Genomic DNA, 21772 nt, shown 5'->3' with positions numbered 1-21772 from the left:
CCCCAGGACTCACCCGCTCCCCCTGCAAAAAACTCCTCGGCGGCCCGTCGTTCAAACTCAAAATCGCCACCGCCCCGCGACTCCCCGCCATCACGCCGCTGACCTTGATCTCCACCGGCGCCGTGCGGTTGGAAAACCACTGCAACGCCGGGTTATCACTACGCGCAGCGAGCAGTTGCGGCGTGGCCGCCGGGGTGTGGGATTCGGCGGTGGTCAGGAGCAGGGATGACCAGGTGGCGATGCCGACCAGGGCGGTCAGCAGTGCGGCGGCCTGGATGATTTGGGGGGGTGAAAAGCGTGCGGTGAATCTCATGGGCTGAATCTCCTTTTAGTCCCGGTTTCCAGACTACGCGGCAATTCTCACGGTTTTATTTCACACGCCTTACATGTTGGCCGTGCAGGATGGTTTTTTGGGACGGGGCTGGACGCAAGGGAGTGCTCATTCGATGAACCGGTGCAGGCAGCAGGGTTTTACGCTGATCGAGTTGATGGTGGTGCTGGTGATCATCGGCATCGCCAGTGCGGCGATCAGTCTGAGTATCAAGCCCGATCCGTTGCAGTTGTTGCGCAAGGACGCCGAGCGCGTGGCGCAGTTGCTGCAGATTGCCCAGGCTGAGGCACGCGCCGATGGTCGGCCGATTGCGTGGTTGAGCGATGGCAAGGGGTTTCGGTTCAGTCGGCGCAGTGACAGTGGCAAGGGTTTTGATCATTTCGATCGGGACCCGCAGTTGCGGCCCCGTCCCTGGCAGAGTCCGAAGCTGGAGGTGCGGGTCGAGCCGAAGCAGAAAGTGGTGCTGAACGCGGAGTGGATCAATCCGCCGCTGCAGTTGACGCTGTCTGACGGGCTCAATCGGTTGAGTGTGCTGCGCGATGCTTCGGGCCGGATTAGCGTGCAATGAACAGACAACAAGGTTTTACGCTGATCGAGGTGATGGTCGCGATTCTGTTGATGGCGGTGGTCAGTCTGATTGCCTGGAAGGGGCTGGACAGTGTCACCCGCGCCGACAGCCATTTGCAGGCCAGTGGTGAGCAGAGTGACAGCCTGTCGCGGGCGTTGAATCAGATGCAGCGGGATGTGGAAATGCGCGCCGGGATCGAGCTGACGGAGCCGAAGAAGGTCGGCACCGAGGATGAACCGGCGACGGCCCCGCCTGCCGTTACGGTGCGCAGCAGTGACAGCAAGGGGTTTCGGCTGGACATCATTCGGAGTGCGGCGGATCAGCCGGGGGAGCTGCAGCGGGTGCGCTGGTGGCTCAAGGGGGGCACGCTGTATCGCGCGGTGGCGCCTGCGCGCAGTCGTTATCCGTTGCCGGCGCCGACGGCTGGGGTGGCGGTTTTGGGTGAGGTGAGTGATTTGCAGGTGCGGGTTTGGGAGATGGACAAGGGGTGGCGGCAGTTGAGCGGGAATCGGCGGGAGGATCCGTTGGGGTTGGAGGTGCGGTTGACTCGGGAGACACCGCAAGGGGTGGAGAAGTACCGGCAGGTGATGGGGCCACTCCAATAACTGGGTTCACTGAGGTTTGTGTGGGAGCGGGCTTGCTCGCGAAGGCGGTGGATCAGTTGCGAGCGTGTTGACTGATACGACGCTTTCGCGAGCAAGCCCGCTCCCACAGGGTTCTGTGGTGTTTGTGGGGGTTGTGTTGGGTTAGCTGAGAACGACTACACCGCCCGGCAACTCGGTGCATTTGACGCCGTAGGCATCACGGATCAGTGCGCCTACGCCGGCCAGTTGGTCGAGGGAGAAACGTGCTTGTACGCGGCGCTGGCCGAGCTCCCGATTGAGCAGCAACAACATGCCCGGACGATAGCGGTTGATCTCGTCGATCATCTGACTGAGGGTCGTGCCGTTGAACACCAAAACCTGTTGGCGCCAGTTGGTTACCGCCGCCGTGTCGACGCTTTGTACGGTCCCGACCTGTTGCGCGTCGTAGGTCAGTTGCTGACCGGGCTCCAGGCGCAGGCTGCGGCCTTCAACTTCCACATCCACCGCGCCATCGAGGCACGTCACACATACCTGCTGATCAAGGTTGCGCAGGTTGAACCGCGCCCTGCTCGCCCGCAACCAACCGCCACCGGCCTGCATCGCCATCGGCAACCGTGCGGTCTGCACTTCGACTTCTCCGCTGACCAGTTCAAAGCCTTGCACGCCCTCATCCACCGAACGCTGGTTGATGCGGGTCTGAGTGTTCAATTCCAGGCTCAGGCCATCTGCCGGTTCGACCCGGCGTTGCTGGCCGACTTCGGTGATGTAATCCGCGCCAAGTCCGGAGAACCCGCCCGGGATCGTGCCGCGCACCAGCAGGAACGCCGCCGATGCGGCAATCGCGCCGCCGAGAAAGGCCCGTCGTCCAAACCGTCGTGGCGCCTGCATTGCTTCGGCTGCCGGTTGCAGCAAGTGCCACAACGCTTTGCACTCTTCAAAGGCGCGGGCGTGTTCGGGGCTTTGCGCGCACCACTGGCGTAGCGCTCGGGCGTCGGCGACCGTGGCGCGGCCGGAGGTCAGCAGGATCAGCCAGTCGCGGGCTTCGCTTTGCAGACGCTCGGCAGGCGTGGGCTCGGCAGGTGTCAGACGGAAGATGTTCAAACGCACAGGTACTCGACGGGTTGATCGGGACACTCAATCGGAGCTTCATTCACTAGACGGTTTTCCGGCCCCGCGACCGAACCGCTGAAACACTTTTCTTTCCAGTTTGGCCGCGCAGTGTCCGAGGGCAGCCTTGATTTCCTTCTCGACCATGCGCGTGGAGATGCCGAATCGCTGGGAGATTTCCAGGTGCGGCGCTTCTTCCAGCCGCGCGGCGATGAAGATCCGGCGGCGCCGGGCTGGCAGCTCGTAGAGGGCGCTGAGCAGGGACTGGATTTCCTTTTGCCCGCCGACCACGCGCATCGGGTCCAGCGCTTCGTCGCTGACTTGCAGCAGTTCTTCGACTTCGCTGCCGGTGAGCAGCCGTGCATCGGCCTGGCGGCGGTCGGCGGCGATGTTCAGGGCCATGCGATAGAGGTAGGCGTTGGGCCGCAGCAGGTTCGGCGGCGCTTCCATGCGGTCGACCCGCAGGTAGGTTTCGTGCAGCACGTCGTTGGCCAGATCCTCCGAGCCGAGACGGCGTCGCAGGCGCACCCGAAAGTCCTCGTAGGACGTCAGGAACAGCTGGACCATCGAACTTTGTCCGGCGTCTTTCATCCCCCGGAAACTCCTTCCCATTGTGTGCATTCCATGCGCTTTCCTGACGATTCGGGTAACAACAGCAAGGTGACTGGCTGGCGCAATGCGCCGGGTGTGGGCCGGTCGATCCTGAGCGTGTGAAAACTGTCTACCAGCGCGGCATCGCGCCGGACATCGCCGGTCGATGTCACCAACCGGTTGTGTTGCACCACGCCGTCGCGACCGATCCACAACTGCAACACCGCGCGAAAACTGCCGGGCCGGGTCAGCGGCGAGCGGCACAGGTTGCGCTCAATCGCGGCCTGCACCGCCGTGGCGTAACTGCGGTTGACCGCGACGCTGGCGGAGGTCGGTTTCTCCGCCGGCAACGGCACATCCTCGACTTGCGCCACCTGCAGGGTGAACGCATCGTCGCGGCTGTACTTGGCCATCAAGCCGCTGCCACCGAGCATCCGGCGCAACGCTTCGGCGGCGGTGAATTCACCGTCCACCGCCAACGAGCGTCGACCGCGACTCAACTGGCTGTCGACCAGCACCGCCATACCGGTGGCGCGGCTGAACTGATCGAGGGCGCGGGCCAGTTCCTGGGCCGGGATGTGCAGCGTCATGCGCATCGTCGCCGGCACCGGATCGGCGCTGGCACGACTCAGCAACAAGCCAAGCAGCAGCCCCAGACCGAGCTGGCGCAAGAGCGCTGAGCGCACAACATCGTCCCTGGCACGGCCTCGCAGCACAGTTGATGTACCCCTGAAAACCGTCATCCTGAGGGCTGTTTATGAATCTGGTGTGACGGCCACTGCAAAAAAACCATCACGGGATCGGCGCGCCCGTTGCACTAGACTCCTGAGCTAGAGCGGCCCTTTCGGGCCGGCCAGGAGGCACACATGAAATCACTGTGGACATTGGCGCTGAGCGGGCTGTTGTTGACCCTGTCGGGCGGCGTGCATGCCGAGCAGGCAGTGGGTTGCGTCGAGGTGACCGTGGGCGGTTACAAGGCGCCGAATTACGACTGCCTGAGCCAGCAGATGGGCAACAACCCCGACGGCGCGGCGGCTGCGCAAAAGAATCAGGACGCGATGAATGTGCCGGTCAACAAGCGCCCGCCGAATCAGGTGGGACTGGCGACGCCGGCGGCTACCAGTACGCGGATGGGCAACACCTTTGGCACGTCGGTGAAACCGCAGCGGCCGCCGAACTAGTTTTTACCTGTTCCTTCCCACGCTCCCGCGTGGGAACGACCATCAACTAGTGATCGCTGGGGATTTGCCGGAAACTCACCGCCAGGCGATTCCAGCTGCTGATGGTGCTGACGGCCATGGTCAGGTCCACCAGTTCGCCTTCGTTGAACTGTGTTCGCGCTTGTTCATAGACGTCGTCCGGCACATGACTTTCCGCCAGCAGCGTTACCGCGTCGGTCCAGGCCAGCGCCGCCCGCTCGCGCAGGTTGAAGAAGCCGCTGTCGCGCCAGACCGCGATGGCGTACAGCCGCCGGTCCGTCTCCCCTGCCCGCCGCGCTTCCACCGAATGCATGTCGGTGCAGAATGCGCAGCCGTTGAGCTGCGAGGCGCGGATCTTGATCAGGTGCAGCAGCGGCGCCTCGATGCTCAGGCTGCTGGTCAGCGCTTCCAGGGCAATCATTGCTTTCATGGCTTTGGGTGAAGCGCTGTAGTAATCCAGACGCGGGGACATGGGCGGGTCTCGGGCAGCAGAAGAGTGATTTCACGGTAAGCGCTGACAGGCCAGCGTTACAGCCCCAATTGCACGGAAAACCGGCAGACCACTGCATCCGAGTCGAACACAGCACCTGTGGGAGCGGGCTTGCTCGCGAAAGCGTCAGTTCAGCAACTGTCGATGGTGAATGACACACCGCTTTCGCGAGCAAGCTCGCTCCCACAAGGGTTCTGCGCCAATTTTCAGTATTTGCACTACGCAACTTCTGCCCCGCGTGCATTCGGGAGTAATCTGGCGGGCGCACAATCCGCCTCATTCGCCCCCAGGAGCCCCGTCGGTATGGAACTTCATGTCGTGATCAACGGCCGCAAGGATCTGGCCGGTCAGTTGTATCAGCAACTGCGCGGCGCCATTGAATCCGGGCGTCTGGCCGCCGGCACGCAACTGCCGCCGAGTCGCTTGCTCGCCGAGCAACTGGGGATTTCGCGCAAGACCATTTCCGACACTTACGCGCAGCTGACTTACGAAAACTTCCTCACCGGCGTCATCGGCAAAGGCACCTACGTCAACGCCCGCTCGACGCCGGTTCAGCGCAAGCAAAGCCATTCCGAACTGGCCAGTTCCGAGGTGATCGAGAGCTGGTGCAACCTGCCGGTGTTCTTGCGCCATCCGACGCTGGAAGGCTCGTTGCGCTACGACTTCATTGGCGGCGCCACCAGCAAGGGCCAGTTCCCCCACGATGACTGGCGCCGCTGTGTCTCCCACGCCATGCGGCAAATGGCAGGTTCCAAGGGCTTTTACAGCGTGGCGGAAGGCTTGCCGGCGCTGCGCAACGCGATTGCCCGGCACATCGCGTTTTCCCGTGGCGTGAACTGTCAAGACGAAGACATCGTTGTGTGCAACGGCGCGCAACAGGCGCTGGACCTGATCGCCCGGGTGCTGCTGCGCCCCGGCAGTCTGGTGGCGATGGAAGATCCGGGTTATCCGCCGGCGCGGCTGCTGTTCGGCACTCACGGCGCCACCGTGGTCGGGGTGCCGGTGGATGCGGAAGGGATTCAGGTCGAGCAGATTCCCGATGGCACCCGGTTGATCTATGTGACGCCGTCGCACCAGTTCCCGCTGGGCATGCCGATGAGCCACGCGCGGCGCGAGGCCTTGCTGGCCCGGGCCTACGAACTGGGCGCGATCATCATCGAGGACGACTATGACAGCGAATTTCGCTACGAGGGCCGGCCGACGGATTCGCTGCACAACCTCGATCAGCGCGGCATCGTCGCCTACGTCGGCACCTTCTCGAAAACCCTGCTGCCCGAGCTGCGGCTCGGCTACGCGATCCTGCCGCCAGCGATTCTCGAAGCAGTGATCCGCGCCAAGCAGCTCACCGACCTGCACGCCTCCACCCTGCCGCAATGGGCGCTGGCCAAGTTCATCGCCGAGGGTTGCCTGCTCAAGCACATCCGCCGCTGCCACACCGTTTACGCCCAGCGCCGCGAGCGGATCCTGGCGCGCATGGCCACCGACCTGTCGCCATGGCTGGAGGCCGTGCCGGCCAGTGCAGGTTTTCATATGGCGGTGTTCTGCCGGGTGCCGATCGACTTGCCGCTGGTGATCGAACTGGCGAAAAAGGTCGAAGTCGGGCTGTACGCCATCGACGGCTTCTATTACCAGCAGCCGGCCAGAAGCGGGATGTACTTCGGTTTTGGCGCCATCGAGACGCTGGATATCGATATCGCGCTGGATCGCCTGCGCGACATTCTGCAACAGGTCGCCGGATAGATTGGTCTAACGGATTACCCGCCGATTGGTTATTGGTGATCCGGGGGTGCAGGCCTATTCTGCACAGGCGTTATCCCTCAATGAGCAGGATTCGTCCGGCCTGATTCAGGAGTGTGAGCAATGTCCAACGAAGTGATCAACACCGTACAGGTGCAGGCTGCGGCCGGCCGCTCCGAGGAGCTGGGCAGGCAGTTGCAGAAGATCGTCGAAACCCTTCGCGAAACGCCGGGCTGTGATTCCTATCTGGTTGACCGCTGCCCTGACGACAGCCACCGCTGGACGGTCAGTGCTCGATGGCAGTCGGAGGCGGCGATGCAGGCGCATTTCAACCGGCCTGAGGCGCAGGGGTTTATTGATTTGATCGATAGTCGGCTGGCCAATAGCGTGGATTTCAACTCGTTTCCTATCGTTTGACCTTAAAGGCCCCATCGCGAGCAGGCTCGCTCCCACAAGTGTTGTGTTGTTCACAAATCATATGAACGACACAGAAACCGTGGGAGCGAGCCTGCTCGCGATGGCGTATTTGAATGCGCTGATATCCCCCGGATTGGTCACTCGATCTTCCCGAATATTGGCCGTTTGAATGCATCAATTCGCGGACTACTGTGAAGACCGACTCCCCCACTTCACAGGTGACCCGCCATGAAACTCCTGCCCATTTTCGCCGCCGCTCTCGCCCTGTCTGTTTCTGCCGCCGCCATGGCCCACGATGCGTCCGAAAAAATCTCGGTCCTTCAGGACCAGATGCTGAAAAACGTCCCCGGCAAGAAAGCCATGATGATCGAAGTCGACTACAAACCCGGCCAGTCCTCCATCGCCCACAAACACGACGGCACGGCCATGGCCTATGTGCTCGAAGGCGAAGTGACTTCCCAGGTCAAGGGCGAGCAAGCGATCACCTACAAGAAGGGCCAGTTCTGGTACGAACCGGCCGGTTCCGAACATCTGGTGTCGAAAAACGCCAGCCAAACCAAACCTGCCAAGTTGCTGGTGTTCATGGTGCTGTCGCCGGACGAACAAGTGTTGATCCCATTGAAAAACTGATGGTTGTTTAACCAGCCATAAATAAAAGGCGCAAATGGTTGATTTGCGCCTTTTTTATTTCTCACGGCAATTAGTCAAAAACGCTTACAGCCAATAAAACTATTGCATGACAGTCATTCAGCAAATTGTCAGGTTGTTTTCAGTTTGGCGGGAGTAGTCTGAGGCAACTGTCGCCGATTCTATTTAATGAACCCCGACACTCCTTACTTTCCGACTGAAGTTGCTTCACGGGAGACTCACCATGAAACTTGCCTTTGCCAGTACGTTGGCGATATCGGTTTTAGCGTTGTCCGCCTGTTCAGTTCCTACCGCCCCCAAAGCGGTTTCCTCCCTCGACACACTGTTCACCCAACCCGTCGGGCGCAGCAGCGCCGCGCAGGTGAAAAGCGGTCCCGGTGTCTCGCTGGGCGTCGTCTACAGCCCGAGCACCCAGACCAATCGCGAATACCTGCGCGACTATCAGGCCAATGCCGGCACCGGTTTCGGCCAGAGTTTATTGGTGCAGCCGATCCATGACGCCTACGTTGCCACCTCAAAACCGGACATGGCGGTGGACTGGGTGAAAGCCTCGCTGCAACGCCAGTTCGGCTCGGTCACGGTGTATCCCGACATGCAGAGCCTGCGTGCGGCCAACCCGGATGTGGTGGCGATCGTCGACACTCACAGCCAGTTGATTACGTCGCGCAGTTCGGACATCAAGGCAGATGTGAGTGCGGACTTTTATGACGGGAAGTTGAACTATATCGGGACAGCCAAAGGGGCTGAGGCGAAAGAATTGACGCCGGTTTGGGCGGACTTCAAGCGTTCGGAGGAGATTGTTGCGGATATTAATCAGCAGCAGGAAGTTCAGGTTCGGGCGTTGCAGAAGTTTGACCAGTCGCTCAGTAATTTGCTGACCAGACCGACAGATAAAGTGTCGATGCTCGATACTAAACAAGGTCTTAATGTGCGGTGATAGTTAGACCGCTGCCCTCACCCTAGCCCTCTCCCGGAGGGAGAGGGAACTGACCGAGTGGTTTGGGCGAAATACATCGACCTGTTATTCCTGAGTCGAACTCAAGTATTGGAAAGCACACAAATCGGCTCCCTTTCCCCCTCGCCCCTTTGGGGAGAGGGCTGGGGTGAGGGGCTGGATTTGTGCAGCACCACACAAATACCGCCGAACACCAGTCATAAAGAAGCCCCGCCTCTTTCGAGAGCGGGGCTTTTTCATTCAGCAGCTACTCAAGCAAGCTCAAGCTCCGCCGTCGTCGCAGCAGGCACGACCGCCTGACCGCTCAACGCCACGTCGTTCAGCTCACGGTTGGCCACCGCGTACATGGCGTAGTCGGTGCCGCTGGCGGCACGGATTTCCACCAGCATGGCGCGCCAGCGCTGGATCATCGCGTCGTGTTGCGCCATCCACAGCCCCAGACGCTCTTCGACGTCCAGGTTGCCGCCGCCCGCTTGCAGAACGGCGATGGTGATCGCGCGTTGCTGCCAGTCGACGTCGTCGCGGAACGCTTCACGGGCCAGGGCCTGCCAGTTGTTTTCAACCGGCAAGGCGCTGATCTGCGAGATGTACCAGGTGATGTCCAGCGCGCTGCCCACGGCGAAGTACGCCTTGGCCACTTCGGCCGGATCCTGGCCAGTCACGTCGGCAGCCTCGATGATCGGCAGCAGCGTGTAGAGGTGGGTAGTACCCGCCACCATACGCGCCAGCAGTTCCGGAACACCGGCGGCGACGTACGCCTGATAACGCTCTTGCCAGTTTTCACGGATTTCGCCGCTCAGCAGCTCGTCCAGTTTCAGACCCAGCTCCTTCAGGTGCGGACCGAAATGCGCGACGTCACGGGCAGCGTTCTGCTCGTTGCGACGGGCACGCAGGAACCAGCGCGTAGCGCGACGGCCCAGACGCATCAGCTCGTCCATCAGCTCCAGTTGCACGTCAGCGGAGACCTGATAGTCCAGCGCTTCAATCTGACGGAACCAGTGCGGGAGGTGGAAGATGTCACGCACGATCACATAAGCGCCGGCCACGTTCGCCGGGGTCATGCCGGTGGACTCTTTGAGTCGCTGAACGAAAGTGATGCCCATGTGGTTGACCAGATCGTTGGCGATCTGGGTGCTGACGATCTCGCGCTTCAGACGGTGACGGCGCATGGCATCGGCGAACTTGCTGACCAGGCTCGGCGGGAACGCGGTTTCCATGTCGCGGGTCAGGTAGTCGTCGTCCGGCACCAGCGAATCCAGCAGCTGCTGCTTGAGGTCGATCTTGCTGTACGAGATCAGTACCGACAGTTCCGGACGCGTCAGGCCCTTGCCGGTCGCGGCGCGCTCGGTGAGCTGCTCCTCGGTCGGCAGGTACTCGATGGCGCGGTCCAGCTTGCCACGGCCTTCCAGATCGCTCATCAGGCGTTTGTACTCGGCGGCACGCTCGTAGGCACGGCGGGCAGCCAGGGACAGGGCCTGAGTCTGCTTGTAGTTGTTGCCCAGCACCAGACCACCGACTTCGTCGGTCATGCTTGCCAGCAACTGATCGCGTTGCTTGCCCGTCATGTCGCCAGCCTGAACCACTTCGTTCAGCAGGATCTTGATGTTCACTTCGTGGTCGGAGCAGTCCACGCCACCGGCGTTGTCGATGAAGTCGGTGTTGGAACCGCCGCCATTGAGACCGAATTCCACACGACCCAGTTGGGTCATGCCGAGGTTACCGCCCTCGCCCACAACCTTGCAGCGCAGCTCGTTGCCGTTCACGCGCAGTGCATCGTTGGCTTTGTCGCCGACATCGGCGTGGCTTTCGCTGCTGGCTTTGACGTAAGTACCGATACCGCCGTTCCACAGCAGATCCACCGGCGCCTTGAGCAAGGCGTTCAGCAGCTCGGTCGGGGTCAGCTTGTCGGCCTGGATGTCGAAGCGCTCTTTCATCTGTGGCGAGATGGCAATGCTCTTCGCGCTGCGCGAGAAGATACCGCCGCCTTCGGACATGATGCTGGTGTCGTAGTCGGACCATGCCGAACGCGGCAGGTCGAACATGCGCTGACGCTCGACGAAGCTGGTGGCCGGGTTCGGGTTCGGGTCGATGAAGATGTGCATGTGGTTGAACGCGGCAACCAGTTGCAGCTTGTCGGACATCAACAGGCCGTTACCGAATACGTCGCCGGCCATGTCGCCGATGCCGACCACGGTCACGCTGTCTTCCTGGACATTGATGCCGCGCTCGCGGAAGTGGCGCTGTACGCCGACCCACGCGCCCTTGGCGGTGATGCCCATTTTCTTGTGGTCGTAACCGGCCGAACCACCGGACGCAAACGCGTCACCCAGCCAGAACCCGTAGTCAATAGCGATGCCGTTGGCGATGTCGGAGAAGGTTGCAGTGCCCTTGTCCGCCGCGACCACCAGGTACGGGTCATCGTCGTCATGACGCACGACGTTGACCGGCGGAACCAGCTTGCCGTCCTTCAGGTTGTCGGTGATGTCCAACAGGCCCGAGATGAAGATACGGTAGCAGGCGATGCCTTCGGCCGCGATCTCGTCACGGCTGCCGCCCAGTGGCAGGCGACGCGGCAGGAAACCGCCCTTCGCCCCCACCGGCACGATGACCGAGTTCTTCACTTGCTGGGCTTTTACCAGACCGAGGACTTCGGTACGGAAGTCTTCTTCACGGTCGGACCAGCGCAGACCACCACGCGCGACGTTGCCGAAGCGCAGGTGCACGCCTTCGACGCGAGGCGAGTAAACGAAGATTTCGAACTTCGGAACCGGCTTCGGCAGCTCAGGGATCAAGTGCGGGTTGAACTTGAAGCTGAAGTACGACTTGTTCTGGCCGTTGGCGTCGGTCTGGTAGAAGTTGGTACGCAGGGTCGCTTTGATCAGGTCCAGATAACGACGCAGGATGCGGTCTTCGTTGAGGACTTGAACGTCGTCCAGCGCGGTCAGGATTGCCTGTTCCAGACGCAGTTGCTTGTCGTCCAGATCATCGCTGCCCAGTTTGCGCGCCAGGTAGAAGCGGGTCTTGAACAACCGGGTCAGTTCACGAGCGATGTCGGTGTGGTTGTTCAGGGTGCTGGCGATGTAGCCGAGGTCGAAGCCCAGGCGGATCTGCTTCAGGTAGCGAGCGTAGGCACGCAGCAGCGCGACGTCGCGCCATGGCAGGCCGGCGGTCAGTACCAGACGGTTGAACGCATCGTTTTCGGCGTCGCCGCGCACGATGTGGACGAACGCGTCCTGCAGGGTGTCATTGAGCTGCTGGATGTCCAGGTCCATGCCTTCGGCGGCAGTGAACGCGAAGTCGTGGATCCAGAACTCGCGGCCATTGTTGTGACGCAGGCGATACGGGAACTCGCCCAGCACGCGCAGGCCGAGGTTTTCCAGGATCGGCAGCACGTCGGACAGCGCCAGCGGGGTATCGGCGTGATACAGCTTGCAGTGCAGCTCGCGCGGGCCGGAAGCCAGCGGCTGGTAGAAGCTCATGGCCAGCGGCTTCTTCTCGCTCAGGTTGAGCAGGTGCTGCATGTCGACCACGGCCGAATGCGCGGCGAAACGCTCGCGGTAACCAGCCGGGAAGCCTTTAGGGAAGTCAGCCAGCACGTTGGTGCCGTTGGCTTCGCCGAAGGTTTCGACGGTCAGTGCGGCGTAATCGTCCTGCCAGCTGCGGCAAGCCTGGATGACTTCGTTTTCCAGTTGCAGCGGGTCGATGTCGATGCGGTTTTTCGGGTCGACGCGCAGGATCAGTTGCACGCGGGCCAGCACGGACTCGGAGAAGAAGGTCCAGAACTCGCAGTCGGTCGCCTTCAGGCGCTCCATCAACACTTGCTGGATTTTCTGGCGAACTTCGGTGGAATAGATGTCGCGCGGCACGTAGGCCAGGCAGTAGCAGAAACGACCGTACGGGTCTTTGCGCAGGAACACGCGGATCTTGTTGCGTTCCTGGATCTGCACGATCGACATCACGGTGCTGAACAGTTCGTCGACCGGGGTCTGGAACAGGTCGTCACGCGGCAGCACTTCCAGAACCTGGGCCAGTTCCTTGCCCAGGTGAGCCTTGGCCTGGAAGCCGGAGCGACGCTCGATCTCTTCGACCTTGCGGCGGATGAACGGGATGACACGTACGCTTTCGCCATACACCGACGAGGTGTACAGGCCCATGAAGCGGTGTTCCTTGATGACCTTGCCGTCGGCGTCGATTTCACGGATCGACACGTAGTCCGGGTAGGCCGGACGGTGGACGCGGCTCGGGTGTGCAGCCTTGGCGAACGACAGCAGCGTCGGTTCGCGCAGGTAGTTCACGGCGTAGTCTTCGATGTGGCGGTCTTCGTTGGTCAGACCGGTGCGCAGCATCTTGGTCAGGCCGAGGAACGAATTCTGGTCGTATTCGATGTGGCCGCCATCGGCCTGATCGACCACGGTGAATTCTTCATAGCCGAGGAAGGTGAAGTGGTTGCCCACCAGCCATTCCAGGAAGCTCTTGATTTCGTTCTTCTCGCCGGCATCGACGGCAAATGCGCTGTTGTCGAGCTTGGTGAGGATTTCCTGCACCTTGGCCTTCATCGGCTCGAAATCGGCGACCGCGACGCGGACTTCACCCAGAACCTGTTCCAGTTCCTTGCTCAGCACATTCAGTTCGGCCGCGTTGGCGCAGCGGTCGATTTCCAGGTACATCAGCGACTCGTGCAGGATACCTTCGCCGGTGGTGCCCTTCGGCAGGATTTCCAGCAGTTCGCCCTTGCTGCCACGACGCACGCTGAGCACGGTGGTCTGCAGGGTGTGGATGCTGTAGCCGCGGCGGTTCAGCTCGGTACGCACCGAGTCCACCAGGAATGGCAGGTCGTGGTGCAGCACTTCGACCGCGGTGTGGGTCGACTGCCAGCCGTGACGTTCGTAATCGGGGTTGTAGACGCGCACTTGCGGTTGCGCGTGATCGAAGCGCTCAAGCAGGCGCCACGCAGAAAGAGTACAGCCAGCGAGGTCGGAGAGGCGACGTTGGGTCAGCTCGTCCAGGGAAATGATGCCGAAGAATTGTTCAGCGAACAGCGCCACTTGTGGCAGTGCCTGTTCACTGATGTGCTGCGCCAGTGCCGCTTGCAGTTGGTGCTGGAAGTCGGCTTTGCTGGCTGCGGTGAAGAACGCCATCTGTGGTACTCCGCTTGGGCTTGTTATTGATGGAAAGCGTCGCGTACAAAACCCCTTTCGGGGCGTTCCGTCGCCCTGTTCCTGAATCTCGGGCAGAGGAAACAGGGTGACAGGTGGGTGAAGCTGGACGAGACACTCAGGTCACATTCACCTTCCATGAATGGGCATCTGCAAAAACGACTGTCCGGCATGCCGACAATGCCTTTACGGGTGCTCATCCGTTGCGCAGCTTAATGGGTGCGACAATGTGTCTGCTTGCGGTGCTGCGACATATTCGGTCATTGGCACGTAAACCCGGGCAGGCGCATCGGTAAACACTAGCATTCATGGGGCGAAACGCCGGTCTGAATCCCCGGCTTTACGGTACAGGCGTGCCAGAAATGACCATTGACCTGTGTCGCGTTCACGACACATCCTCTGACACTCTCACAAGCAGAAATTCCCGGGGGCTGGCAGAATCGCGCCCAATTGCGACCAACAAGCCCGCCGAGGCAGGAATTCCCCATGCAAATGACCACCGCCCTTTTGATCGTCAACCCGTGCGACGACGAAGAAGACAACATGGCCATGCTCTGCTGCCACAGCGACAAGGGCGAAATGTTTCTGATGAGCCGCTATCCGGACGAGGATGAGCTGGAGATCACCCTGGATGGCGAGCCGTCCACCCTCGACGGCGTGAAAGTCACCCTGACCAAGACCCTGCTGAAGATCGAAATCGCCGCGGCGGATGCCGATGCGCTGAATGGCGATGACGTGCTGGAAATCACTTACAACCCGGACATGGTGGATCTGGCCGAGGTCGAGGAAACCCTGAAGAACATTCTTGATGGTACTGGCACCTTTATCAGCCAGATTTGATGTTGGCTTGACGGCCCTTTCGCGAGCAGGCTCGCTCCCACACTGACGGGTGTACGCCGTTCAAATGTGGGAGCGAGCCTGCTCGCGATGAGGCCCGAAAGAACCCCGCACCTCCCCCGCCCTACAAATTTCCAACAATTGCCCCGGTCATTTCCCGCACTTTGCGCAAAATGCCGTTAGTCGCCACCCCCTGCGATGGATTAAAGTAACGCCCCCAGCCCCGGCGTTATCCGAACGCCTGTGGCCACCCTTTCCAGGAACAGTCATCGATGGAACATCGTGAAGCGCTGCTGGCGCTGCGAACCTTTCTTTCAACGCAGATTCTCGGCCAGGAAAAACTCATCGAGCGCTTGCTCATCGCCCTGCTCGCCGACGGCCACATGCTGGTCGAGGGCGCTCCGGGTCTGGCCAAGACCAAAGCGATCAAAGAGCTCGCCGAGGGCATCGAAGCCCAGTTCCATCGCATCCAGTTCACCCCGGACCTGCTGCCGGCCGACATCACCGGCACCGAGATCTATCGCCCGGAAACCGGCAGTTTCGTGTTCCAGCAAGGCCCGATCTTCCACAACCTGGTGTTGGCGGACGAAATCAACCGTGCCCCCGCCAAAGTGCAATCGGCCTTGCTTGAAGCGATGGCCGAGCGCCAAGTCAGTGTCGGGCGCAGCACCTATGAGCTGTCGCCGCTGTTTCTGGTGATGGCCACGCAGAACCCGATCGAGCAGGAAGGCACCTATCCGCTGCCTGAAGCGCAGCTCGACCGCTTTCTGATGCACGTGAAAATCGGTTTCCCGGACGCCGCCGTCGAACGGCGGATCCTGCAACAGGCCCGGGGCGAAGCCCTGAACGGCGAAACCAAACCCGAACGTCGGGTCAGCCAGCAGGCGATCTTCGCCGCCCGCAAGGAAATCCTTGGCCTGTACATGGCGGACGCCGTGGAGGAATACCTCGTGCAACTGGTCATGGCCACGCGCAACCCGGCCAAGTTCGACCCGGAAATGGCCGAATGGATTGCCTACGGCGCCAGCCCCCGTGGTTCCATCGCCCTCGACCGCTGCGCCCGCGCCCACGCCTGGCTGGCCGGTCGCGACTTCGTCAGCCCGGAAGACATCCAGGCTGTGCTGTTCGACGTATTGCGTCACCGCATCATTCTATCGTTCGAGGCCGAAGCCGCCGGCATCGACCAGGATCGGGTGGTGCAACGGATTCTCGACGTCGTAGCCGTCGCTTGACCCCCATGAACGCCTCCCTGCCGTCCGAACCCGGTATCCGCATCTCCCTCGCCGAATTGATCGAGATGCGCCACCGCGTGCGCGAAGTGCAGCTGTTTTCCACGCCGAGCCAGCGCAGCCCGCTGATCGGCCTGCACCACTCGAAATTCCGCGGTCGTGGCGTCGACTTCGATCAGGTGCGGGTCTATCAGGCCGGCGACGACGTGCGCACCATCGACTGGCGTGTGACCGCACGGACTCAGGAGCCGCACACCAAGCTGTTCCATGAAGAACGCGAACGGCCGATTTTCATCATGGTCGAGCAAAGCACGCGGCTGTTCTTCGGTTCCGGGCTGATGTTCAAATCGGTGCTTGCGGCGCAAGCGGCGGCGCTGATCGGCTGGGCCGCGCTGGGCCACAACGATCGGGTCGGCGGACTGGTGTTCGGCGACAACGAGCATTACGAGATCAAGCCGCGCCGCAGCAAGCAGAGCTTGCTGCAACTGCTCAACCGGCTGGTGAAAGTCAATCAGTCGCTGCACAGCGAGCGGGAGCCGGATCGCGATGCGTTTGGCGTCGCCCTGCGCCGGGCCCGTGAAGTATTGCGTCCGGGCAGTCTGGTGATCGTCATCTGTGACGAGCGCGCCTTGAGCGACAGCGCCGAGCAGCAACTGAGCCTGCTGTCGCGCCATTGCGACCTGCTGATGCTGCCGCTGTCCGATCCGCTGGACCACGCCCTGCCCGCCGCCGGTCTGCTGCGATTCGCCGAGCGTGGCGCGCAACTGGAACTCGACACACTGAATTTCGATCTGCGCCAGACCTATCGCGCCCAAGCCGAAGCGCGCATCGCCCGCTGGGAATTGCTCGCGCAGAAACTGCGGGTGTTGCTGATGCCGTTGAGCACGCAGAGCGAAATGGTCGAGCAGATGCGCGAGTTCCTCAACCCGCAGCGTCCGGGGAACGTTCGATGAACGGCCTCGAACAACTGCAACCGCTGATTTCCCCGCCACCGATCGCCTTCTGGCCGCCAGCGCCGGGCTGGTGGCTGCTGCTTTTGCTGCTGCCGCTGATCGGCTACGCGTTGTGGCGTCTGCGCCGTTTCATTCCGATCAAGAAGAAACCCGTCGTGCGCGCCGAGATTCCACTCGATCCGGTGCGCATCGCTGCACTCGCCGAACTGGCGCAAATGGTCAAACCCTACGACGGCGCACCGGCGGGCGCCTGGCTGCAACAGCTCAATGGCCTGCTCAAACGCCTGTGCCGCAACCATTACCCCTACAGCCAGAGCCATACGCTCAACGGGCGCAAGTGGCTGGCGTTCCTCGACAACCGTTGCCCTGCCGCCGGCCTGACTCGCTGGATGGTGCTGGTGGAAGGCGCCTACAAGCCCGAATGCAAACTCGACGACAAGGCCATCGCCGGTCTGACGCAAGCCGTCGATACGTGGATCCGCAAGCATGTTTGAGTTCGCCTGGCCGTGGATCTTTGTGCTGTTGCCGCTGCCGTGGCTGATGCGCCTCGTGCTGCCGGTGGCCGACAGTGGCGAGCCGGCGTTGAAGGTTAGCTTCCTCGGTGATCTGGAAGGCCTCGCCCGCCGCCGCGCCCGCGCCAATCTGCCGGCATGGCGTCAGCAGGCGCCGTTCATGCTGCTGTGGTTGTTGCTGCTGATCGCTGCCGCCCGCCCACAATGGCTGGGCGAGCCGTTGCCGATTGCTGCGAGCGGTCGCGATCTGCTGGTGGCGGTGGACGTGTCCGGTTCGATGGACTTTCCCGACATGCAATGGAACGACGAAGACGTCAGTCGCCTGTCGCTGGTCCAGCATTTGCTCGGTGACTTTCTGGAAAGCCGCGATGGTGACCGGGTCGGTTTGATCCTGTTCGGCAGCCAGGCTTACCTGCAAGCACCGCTGACGTTTGACCGGCGCACCGTGCGCGTGTGGCTTGACGAAGCGCGGATCGGCATTGCCGGCAAGAACACCGCCATCGGCGACGCCATCGGTCTGGCGCTGAAACGCCTGCGCATGCGCCCGGCGCAGAGCCGCGTGCTGATTCTGGTCACCGACGGCGCCAACAACGGCGGCGAAATCGAGCCGCTGACCGCCGCAAAACTGGCGGCCAATGAAGGCGTGAAAATCTATCCGATCGGCATCGGTGCCGACCCCGAAGAAAGCGGCGCCACGGCACTGCTCGGCGGTAATCCGACCCTCGACCTCGACGAGCCGGCACTCAAGGCCATCGCCGACGCTACCGGCGGACGCTACTTCCGCGCCCGCGACGGCAAGGAACTGCAAGCGATCAAGGACACCCTCGACCAACTGGAACCGGTGGCCCAGCAGCCGACCCAGGCGCGCCCGGCCCAGGCCTTGTATCAATGGCCGCTGGCACTGGCGTTGCTGCTGAGCATGTTGCTGGTGGCCCGTGAATTGTGGCCGGACAACCCGCTGCAACGCCTGTTCACCAAGGAGCTGTATCTGCAAAGCCCCCTGCCTGACTGGCGCGAGCGCCTCAAGCGCCTGCGTTTGCGGAGGCGCCGATGATCGCCCTCTGGCCGCACTGGTTCCGTCCTTGGTGGTTGCTGCTGTTGCCGCTGCTCGGCTGGTTGATCTGGCAGCTCTGGCACCGGCAGAAACGCGCCGGGCGCTGGCAGATGATTCTGCCGCCGGCGTTCCATGCCACATTGCTCAGTGGCGGCAGCGGTCGCGACAGCAAACTGCCGTGGGTTGCATTGGGTGTTGCGTGGTTGCTGACGATCCTGGCGCTGCTCGGGCCGAGCTGGGAACGGGTCGAACAGACCAGCCAGAAACCGGCGGATCCGTTGGTGGTGGTGCTGGAACTGACCCCGGAAATGCTCGCCACCGACTCGCCGCCCACACGTCTGGAACAAGCCCGACGCAAGCTGTTCGATCTGCTCAAAGCACGCAGCGATGCGCAGACCGCCATCGTCGTTTACGCCGGCAGCGCCCACACGCTGGTGCCGCTGTCGGATGATCTGGCGACCAGCCGCAATCTGCTCGATGCCCTCAAGCCGTCGCTGATGCCGGAGAGCGGCCATCGCGCTGATCTTGCCGTGAGCAAAGCGCTGGCATTACTGGAGCAAGGGGCGCTGGGTCAGGGCCGTATTCTGCTGATCGGTTCTTCGCTGTCCGATGAAGAGCGCCAGGGTATTCGCCGCGCACTGAGCGGGCAATCGGCGCAGTTACTGATGCTTGGCATCGGCACCGCCGAGGGCGCGCCGATTGCTCAGGAGGACGGCAGTTTCCTCAAGGACGCCCAAGGTGCGATCCGCGTGCCGCAACTCGACAGCCCCGGCCTCGGTGCCTTCCTCAATTCGGTGGGTGGCGAGTACCACAGCGCGCGCCTGGATGAATCGGACTTGCGCAGCCTCGGCCTGCTCGATGGCCCGCGCAGCCTGCGCAACGATGGCCAGACCCTGCGCCTCGACACTTGGGCCGATCAGGGTTATTGGCTGCTGTTGCCGCTGTTGCTACTTGCCGCCTGTGCCGGGCGCCGTGGCTGGTTGTTCTGCCTGCCGCTGCTCTTCTGTCTGCCGCAACCGAGCTACGCTTTCAATTTCGAAGACTTGTGGCTGCGCCCCGACCAGCAGGGTTTGCATCTGTTGAAACAGAAGCGCCCGGCCGAGGCCGCGCAACACTTCGAAGACCACCAGTGGCAGGGGCTGGCGTTGTACGAGGCCGGCGATTACAGTGGCGCCGCCGAGCGTTTCGCCGAGGGCAGCGATGCCCGTGCCCACTACAATCGTGGCAACGCCCTGGCGAAAAGCGGTGAGCTGGAAGCGGCGATCGACGCCTATGAACAGGCCCTGGAATTGCAGCCGGACTTGCGCCCGGCGCTGACCAACAAGGCACTGGTGGAGAACCTGCTCAAGCAGAAAAACACCCCGCCGCCCGCCGAGCCCGAGAAGCAACCGACGCAGCAGAACGTGCCGGGCGACGAACCACCGCCCGTCACCGCGCCGCCACCGGCGATCAAGAATGACGCGCAAAGCGAGGCCCAGCCTGCGGAGGCAGCCAGCGAACCGCCGCCGACCACTCCGCCACAGCCAGGCCCCAACGAATTGCCGGACAGCGCGCCGGACGCGGAACAGAATACAGCCCCGACGCTGAGTCCCGGCGAGGACAACCTCGAAGGCGAGCAGCGTCAGGCACTGGAACAATGGCTGGGCAAGATCCCGGACGATCCGGGCGAATTGCTGCGACGCAAATTCTGGTACGAACAGCAACAACATCAGGATCAGGAAAACACTCGATGACCCGTTTCACCGCTCTCTTGCTACCCCTGCTGATCTGCACGGCCACCGCTCAGGCGGCCGAGCTGACGGCCAGTGTGGATCGCAGTCGCCTGAACTCCGGCGAGACGGTGGAACTCACCCTCGAATCCAACGACGTCACGCAGTTCGGCAAACCCGACCTGACCCCGCTGGAGCCGCTGTTCGAAGTGCGCGGCACGCGGCAGGTCAACCAGCTGAACACCCTCAACAACGAGAACCGCGCCACCACCCGCTGGATCATCACCCTGTTGCCGAAACAGAACGGCAGCGTTGAAATTCCGTCATTGAAACTGGGCGAAACCCAGAGCCAGCCGATCACCGTGCAGGTGGTGGAAAGCGACGTCACCGAAGAAAAGAACGCGCTCGACCCGGTGTTCATCGAGTCCAGCCTCGACCAGAGCAGCGTCTACGTGCAGGCCCAGGCCGTCCTGACCCTGCGCATCTACCATTCGGTGTCGCTGTACGACGACAGCAGCGTCACCCCGTTGCAGATCACCGATGCACGGGTTGAACAGCTGGGCGATACACGCACCTACGAGAAAGACATCAACGGCGTGCGGCATGGCGTGATCGAAATGCGCTACGCGATCTTCCCGCAGCACAGCGGTTTGCTGACCATCACCCCGCAAACCTTCAGCGCCACACGGGTGGACACCCAGCCTGCCAAGGACGCCAACGCACAGGGTCCGAAACCGGGCAAAGTGTTGCGAGTGACCTCTACGGAAATCCCGCTGACGGTCAAACCCAAACCCATCACTTATCCGGCCGACGCGCCGTGGCTGCCGGCCCGCAGCCTGAGCCTGAGCGAGAGCTGGAACCCGGAACCGGATCACACCCAGGTCGGCGACTCCCTGACCCGCAGCCTGACCCTCAAGGTCGAAGGCCTCGCCAGTTCGCAACTGCCCGCCCTGCCGGCCACCGAGGCCAACGGCCTGCGGCGCTACCCGGACCAACCGGTGCTCAACAACCAGAGCAGCGAGCGTGGCCTGATCGGCAGCCGTGAAGAACGCGAAGCACTGGTGCCGAGCCGCAGCGGTTCGATCGAACTGCCGACCGTGGACGTGGTGTGGTGGAACACCTTCGAAGATCACCTGGAACACACCAGCCTGCCGGCCCGCACCCTGCAAGTGGTGAACAACCCGAGCCTGCAGGTCGACACCCCGGCCGGCAGTTCGCAATCCTTCAACACCGCCGACAGCGAAGCGCTGTGGTGGTGGAAACTCAGCACACTGATCCTGGCCTGCACCACCCTCCTCGGCTTCGGCCTCTGGTGGCGCGCCCGCTGGCAACCGGCAATCCTGCGCGCCACCCAAACCGGCCCGAGCCCGCGCACCCTGCTCGACGACATCAAACGCGCCAGCCAGGCCAACGACCCGCAAGCCACCCGCCAGGCCCTCGACGCCTGGGCCCGTCAGCAGCCGGAGACGCTGGCGGACATGGCAGCGCGTTTTGTGCCGCTGTCGGATGCGCTCGACGGTTTGAACGGCGCGCTGTACAGCGAGACCGGGCAGCATTGGCAAGGTGAGGATCTGTGGCGGGCGATTCGCACGATTCCGACGGCGGAGCGGGTGCAGGATCCGGTTGGGGATAGTGGGTTGCCGCCGCTTTATCCGAAGTAGAATCGCGATAAGCATCGCTTAGGGCGGCATTTGA

At 62.2% G+C, this 21772-nt stretch carries 20 protein-coding genes; 14 read left to right on the top strand and 6 right to left on the bottom strand.

Annotation, left to right across the window (positions count from 1 at the left end):
• The coding region (locus OQ248_RS23710; protein WP_265814209.1) for a general secretion pathway protein GspC at nt 1–313 on the bottom strand (313 nt) is incomplete at its 3' end.
• Nucleotides 314–446: 133 nt separating this feature from the next.
• On the opposite strand from OQ248_RS23710, the gene gspH reads away from it, so the two are divergent.
• On the top strand, nt 447–899 hold the full coding sequence (gspH, locus tag OQ248_RS23705) for a type II secretion system minor pseudopilin GspH (RefSeq protein ID WP_011334577.1): 453 nt from the start codon (nt 447–449) through the stop codon (nt 897–899).
• Complete coding sequence (locus OQ248_RS23700) at nt 896–1504, top strand: prepilin-type N-terminal cleavage/methylation domain-containing protein (protein WP_265814208.1); 609 nt, start codon at nt 896–898, stop codon at nt 1502–1504. The genes gspH and OQ248_RS23700 overlap by 4 nt, the downstream gene beginning before the upstream one ends.
• A gap of 141 nt (nt 1505–1645) precedes the next feature.
• Here the strand turns inward: OQ248_RS23700 and OQ248_RS23695 are convergent, their stop codons facing one another.
• The 3 genes from OQ248_RS23695 to OQ248_RS23685 are packed head-to-tail and all read right to left on the bottom strand — an operon-like array spanning nt 1646 to nt 3924.
• Entirely contained in the window at nt 1646–2584 is a 939-nt protein-coding gene (locus OQ248_RS23695; protein ID WP_265815138.1) for a DUF4880 domain-containing protein, read from the bottom strand.
• A gap of 45 nt (nt 2585–2629) precedes the next feature.
• The gene (locus OQ248_RS23690) at nt 2630–3181 is read right to left on the bottom strand and encodes an RNA polymerase sigma factor (RefSeq protein ID WP_011334580.1); all 552 of its coding nucleotides are present in this window, start codon (nt 3179–3181) and stop codon (nt 2630–2632) included.
• Nucleotides 3178–3924: a secretin and TonB N-terminal domain-containing protein gene (locus OQ248_RS23685; RefSeq protein WP_265814207.1), complete on the bottom strand. Its 747-nt coding sequence runs from the start codon at nt 3922–3924 to the stop codon at nt 3178–3180. The genes OQ248_RS23690 and OQ248_RS23685 overlap by 4 nt, the downstream gene beginning before the upstream one ends.
• A gap of 123 nt (nt 3925–4047) precedes the next feature.
• Here OQ248_RS23685 and OQ248_RS23680 point away from each other — a divergent pair, with 123 nt between their 5' ends.
• Nucleotides 4048–4362, top strand: a complete 315-nt coding sequence (locus OQ248_RS23680; protein ID WP_265814206.1) for a hypothetical protein — start codon at nt 4048–4050, stop codon at nt 4360–4362.
• Nucleotides 4363–4408: 46 nt separating this feature from the next.
• On the opposite strand, the gene OQ248_RS23675 is transcribed toward OQ248_RS23680, so the two are convergent.
• Nucleotides 4409–4852: a carboxymuconolactone decarboxylase family protein gene (locus OQ248_RS23675; protein ID WP_265814205.1), complete on the bottom strand. Its 444-nt coding sequence runs from the start codon at nt 4850–4852 to the stop codon at nt 4409–4411.
• Between the two features lie 321 nt (nt 4853–5173).
• Here OQ248_RS23675 and OQ248_RS23670 point away from each other — a divergent pair, with 321 nt between their 5' ends.
• The 4 genes from OQ248_RS23670 (at nt 5174) to OQ248_RS23655 (ending at nt 8609) form a co-directional block, all read left to right on the top strand.
• The gene (locus OQ248_RS23670; RefSeq protein WP_265814204.1) at nt 5174–6610 is read left to right on the top strand and encodes a PLP-dependent aminotransferase family protein; all 1437 of its coding nucleotides are present in this window, start codon (nt 5174–5176) and stop codon (nt 6608–6610) included.
• A gap of 120 nt (nt 6611–6730) precedes the next feature.
• Entirely contained in the window at nt 6731–7024 is a 294-nt protein-coding gene (locus tag OQ248_RS23665) for a putative quinol monooxygenase (protein ID WP_085711307.1), read from the top strand.
• A 228-nt stretch (nt 7025–7252) separates the two neighbouring features.
• Nucleotides 7253–7654 carry a cupin domain-containing protein gene (locus tag OQ248_RS23660; protein ID WP_265814203.1) on the top strand — a complete coding sequence of 134 codons (402 nt, stop codon included), beginning with the start codon at nt 7253–7255 and terminating at the stop codon, nt 7652–7654.
• A 241-nt stretch (nt 7655–7895) separates the two neighbouring features.
• On the top strand, nt 7896–8609 hold the full coding sequence (locus OQ248_RS23655) for an ATPase (protein ID WP_265814202.1): 714 nt from the start codon (nt 7896–7898) through the stop codon (nt 8607–8609).
• Nucleotides 8610–8878: 269 nt separating this feature from the next.
• On the opposite strand, the gene OQ248_RS23650 is transcribed toward OQ248_RS23655, so the two are convergent.
• Nucleotides 8879–13765: an NAD-glutamate dehydrogenase gene (locus OQ248_RS23650; RefSeq protein ID WP_265814201.1), complete on the bottom strand. Its 4887-nt coding sequence runs from the start codon at nt 13763–13765 to the stop codon at nt 8879–8881.
• Between the two features lie 504 nt (nt 13766–14269).
• Between OQ248_RS23650 and OQ248_RS23645 the strand changes: the two genes are divergently transcribed.
• From OQ248_RS23645 to OQ248_RS23615, 7 genes are all read left to right on the top strand, one after another.
• Complete coding sequence (locus OQ248_RS23645; protein WP_085711311.1) at nt 14270–14623, top strand: hypothetical protein; 354 nt, start codon at nt 14270–14272, stop codon at nt 14621–14623.
• A gap of 269 nt (nt 14624–14892) precedes the next feature.
• Nucleotides 14893–15852, top strand: coding sequence for a MoxR family ATPase (locus OQ248_RS23640; protein WP_007913915.1), 960 nt, complete (start codon nt 14893–14895; stop codon nt 15850–15852).
• Nucleotides 15853–15857: 5 nt separating this feature from the next.
• A complete protein-coding gene (locus OQ248_RS23635) occupies nt 15858–16802 on the top strand; it encodes a DUF58 domain-containing protein (protein ID WP_085711312.1) in 945 nt (314 codons plus the stop codon).
• The gene (locus tag OQ248_RS23630) at nt 16799–17296 is read left to right on the top strand and encodes a DUF4381 domain-containing protein (RefSeq protein WP_085734027.1); all 498 of its coding nucleotides are present in this window, start codon (nt 16799–16801) and stop codon (nt 17294–17296) included. The genes OQ248_RS23635 and OQ248_RS23630 overlap by 4 nt, the downstream gene beginning before the upstream one ends.
• Nucleotides 17289–18368: a VWA domain-containing protein gene (locus OQ248_RS23625; protein WP_114883579.1), complete on the top strand. Its 1080-nt coding sequence runs from the start codon at nt 17289–17291 to the stop codon at nt 18366–18368. Before OQ248_RS23630 ends, OQ248_RS23625 begins: the two co-directional genes overlap by 8 nt.
• The gene (locus OQ248_RS23620) at nt 18365–20101 is read left to right on the top strand and encodes a tetratricopeptide repeat protein (RefSeq protein WP_265814199.1); all 1737 of its coding nucleotides are present in this window, start codon (nt 18365–18367) and stop codon (nt 20099–20101) included. The genes OQ248_RS23625 and OQ248_RS23620 overlap by 4 nt, the downstream gene beginning before the upstream one ends.
• Complete coding sequence (locus OQ248_RS23615) at nt 20098–21738, top strand: protein BatD (protein ID WP_265814198.1); 1641 nt, start codon at nt 20098–20100, stop codon at nt 21736–21738. The genes OQ248_RS23620 and OQ248_RS23615 overlap by 4 nt, the downstream gene beginning before the upstream one ends.
• The last annotated feature ends 34 nt before the right edge of the window (nt 21739–21772 follow it).

It is taken from the genome of Pseudomonas sp. COW5 (genome assembly GCF_026240005.1).
GTDB classification, from domain to species: domain Bacteria; phylum Pseudomonadota; class Gammaproteobacteria; order Pseudomonadales; family Pseudomonadaceae; genus Aquipseudomonas; species Aquipseudomonas kribbensis.
Note: the sequence above shows the minus strand (reverse complement) of the source record. Positions and strands in the feature narration are given on the sequence as shown.

Excerpts from the sequence above, each read along its gene's own strand:
- gspH (WP_011334577.1), top strand. The coding sequence starts at position 447 with ATGAACCGGTGCAGGCAGCAGGGTTTTACGCTGATCGAGTTGATGGTG.
- OQ248_RS23700 (WP_265814208.1), top strand. The coding sequence starts at position 896 with ATGAACAGACAACAAGGTTTTACGCTGATCGAGGTGATGGTCGCGATT.
- OQ248_RS23690 (WP_011334580.1), bottom strand. The coding sequence starts at position 3,181 with ATGAAAGACGCCGGACAAAGTTCGATGGTCCAGCTGTTCCTGACGTCC.
- OQ248_RS23685 (WP_265814207.1), bottom strand. The coding sequence starts at position 3,924 with ATGACGGTTTTCAGGGGTACATCAACTGTGCTGCGAGGCCGTGCCAGG.
- OQ248_RS23680 (WP_265814206.1), top strand. The coding sequence starts at position 4,048 with ATGAAATCACTGTGGACATTGGCGCTGAGCGGGCTGTTGTTGACCCTG.
- OQ248_RS23675 (WP_265814205.1), bottom strand. The coding sequence starts at position 4,852 with ATGTCCCCGCGTCTGGATTACTACAGCGCTTCACCCAAAGCCATGAAA.
- OQ248_RS23670 (WP_265814204.1), top strand. The coding sequence starts at position 5,174 with ATGGAACTTCATGTCGTGATCAACGGCCGCAAGGATCTGGCCGGTCAG.
- OQ248_RS23665 (WP_085711307.1), top strand. The coding sequence starts at position 6,731 with ATGTCCAACGAAGTGATCAACACCGTACAGGTGCAGGCTGCGGCCGGC.
- OQ248_RS23660 (WP_265814203.1), top strand. The coding sequence starts at position 7,253 with ATGAAACTCCTGCCCATTTTCGCCGCCGCTCTCGCCCTGTCTGTTTCT.
- OQ248_RS23655 (WP_265814202.1), top strand. The coding sequence starts at position 7,896 with ATGAAACTTGCCTTTGCCAGTACGTTGGCGATATCGGTTTTAGCGTTG.
- OQ248_RS23650 (WP_265814201.1), bottom strand. The coding sequence starts at position 13,765 with ATGGCGTTCTTCACCGCAGCCAGCAAAGCCGACTTCCAGCACCAACTG.
- OQ248_RS23645 (WP_085711311.1), top strand. The coding sequence starts at position 14,270 with ATGCAAATGACCACCGCCCTTTTGATCGTCAACCCGTGCGACGACGAA.
- OQ248_RS23640 (WP_007913915.1), top strand. The coding sequence starts at position 14,893 with ATGGAACATCGTGAAGCGCTGCTGGCGCTGCGAACCTTTCTTTCAACG.
- OQ248_RS23635 (WP_085711312.1), top strand. The coding sequence starts at position 15,858 with ATGAACGCCTCCCTGCCGTCCGAACCCGGTATCCGCATCTCCCTCGCC.
- OQ248_RS23630 (WP_085734027.1), top strand. The coding sequence starts at position 16,799 with ATGAACGGCCTCGAACAACTGCAACCGCTGATTTCCCCGCCACCGATC.
- OQ248_RS23625 (WP_114883579.1), top strand. The coding sequence starts at position 17,289 with ATGTTTGAGTTCGCCTGGCCGTGGATCTTTGTGCTGTTGCCGCTGCCG.
- OQ248_RS23620 (WP_265814199.1), top strand. The coding sequence starts at position 18,365 with ATGATCGCCCTCTGGCCGCACTGGTTCCGTCCTTGGTGGTTGCTGCTG.
- OQ248_RS23615 (WP_265814198.1), top strand. The coding sequence starts at position 20,098 with ATGACCCGTTTCACCGCTCTCTTGCTACCCCTGCTGATCTGCACGGCC.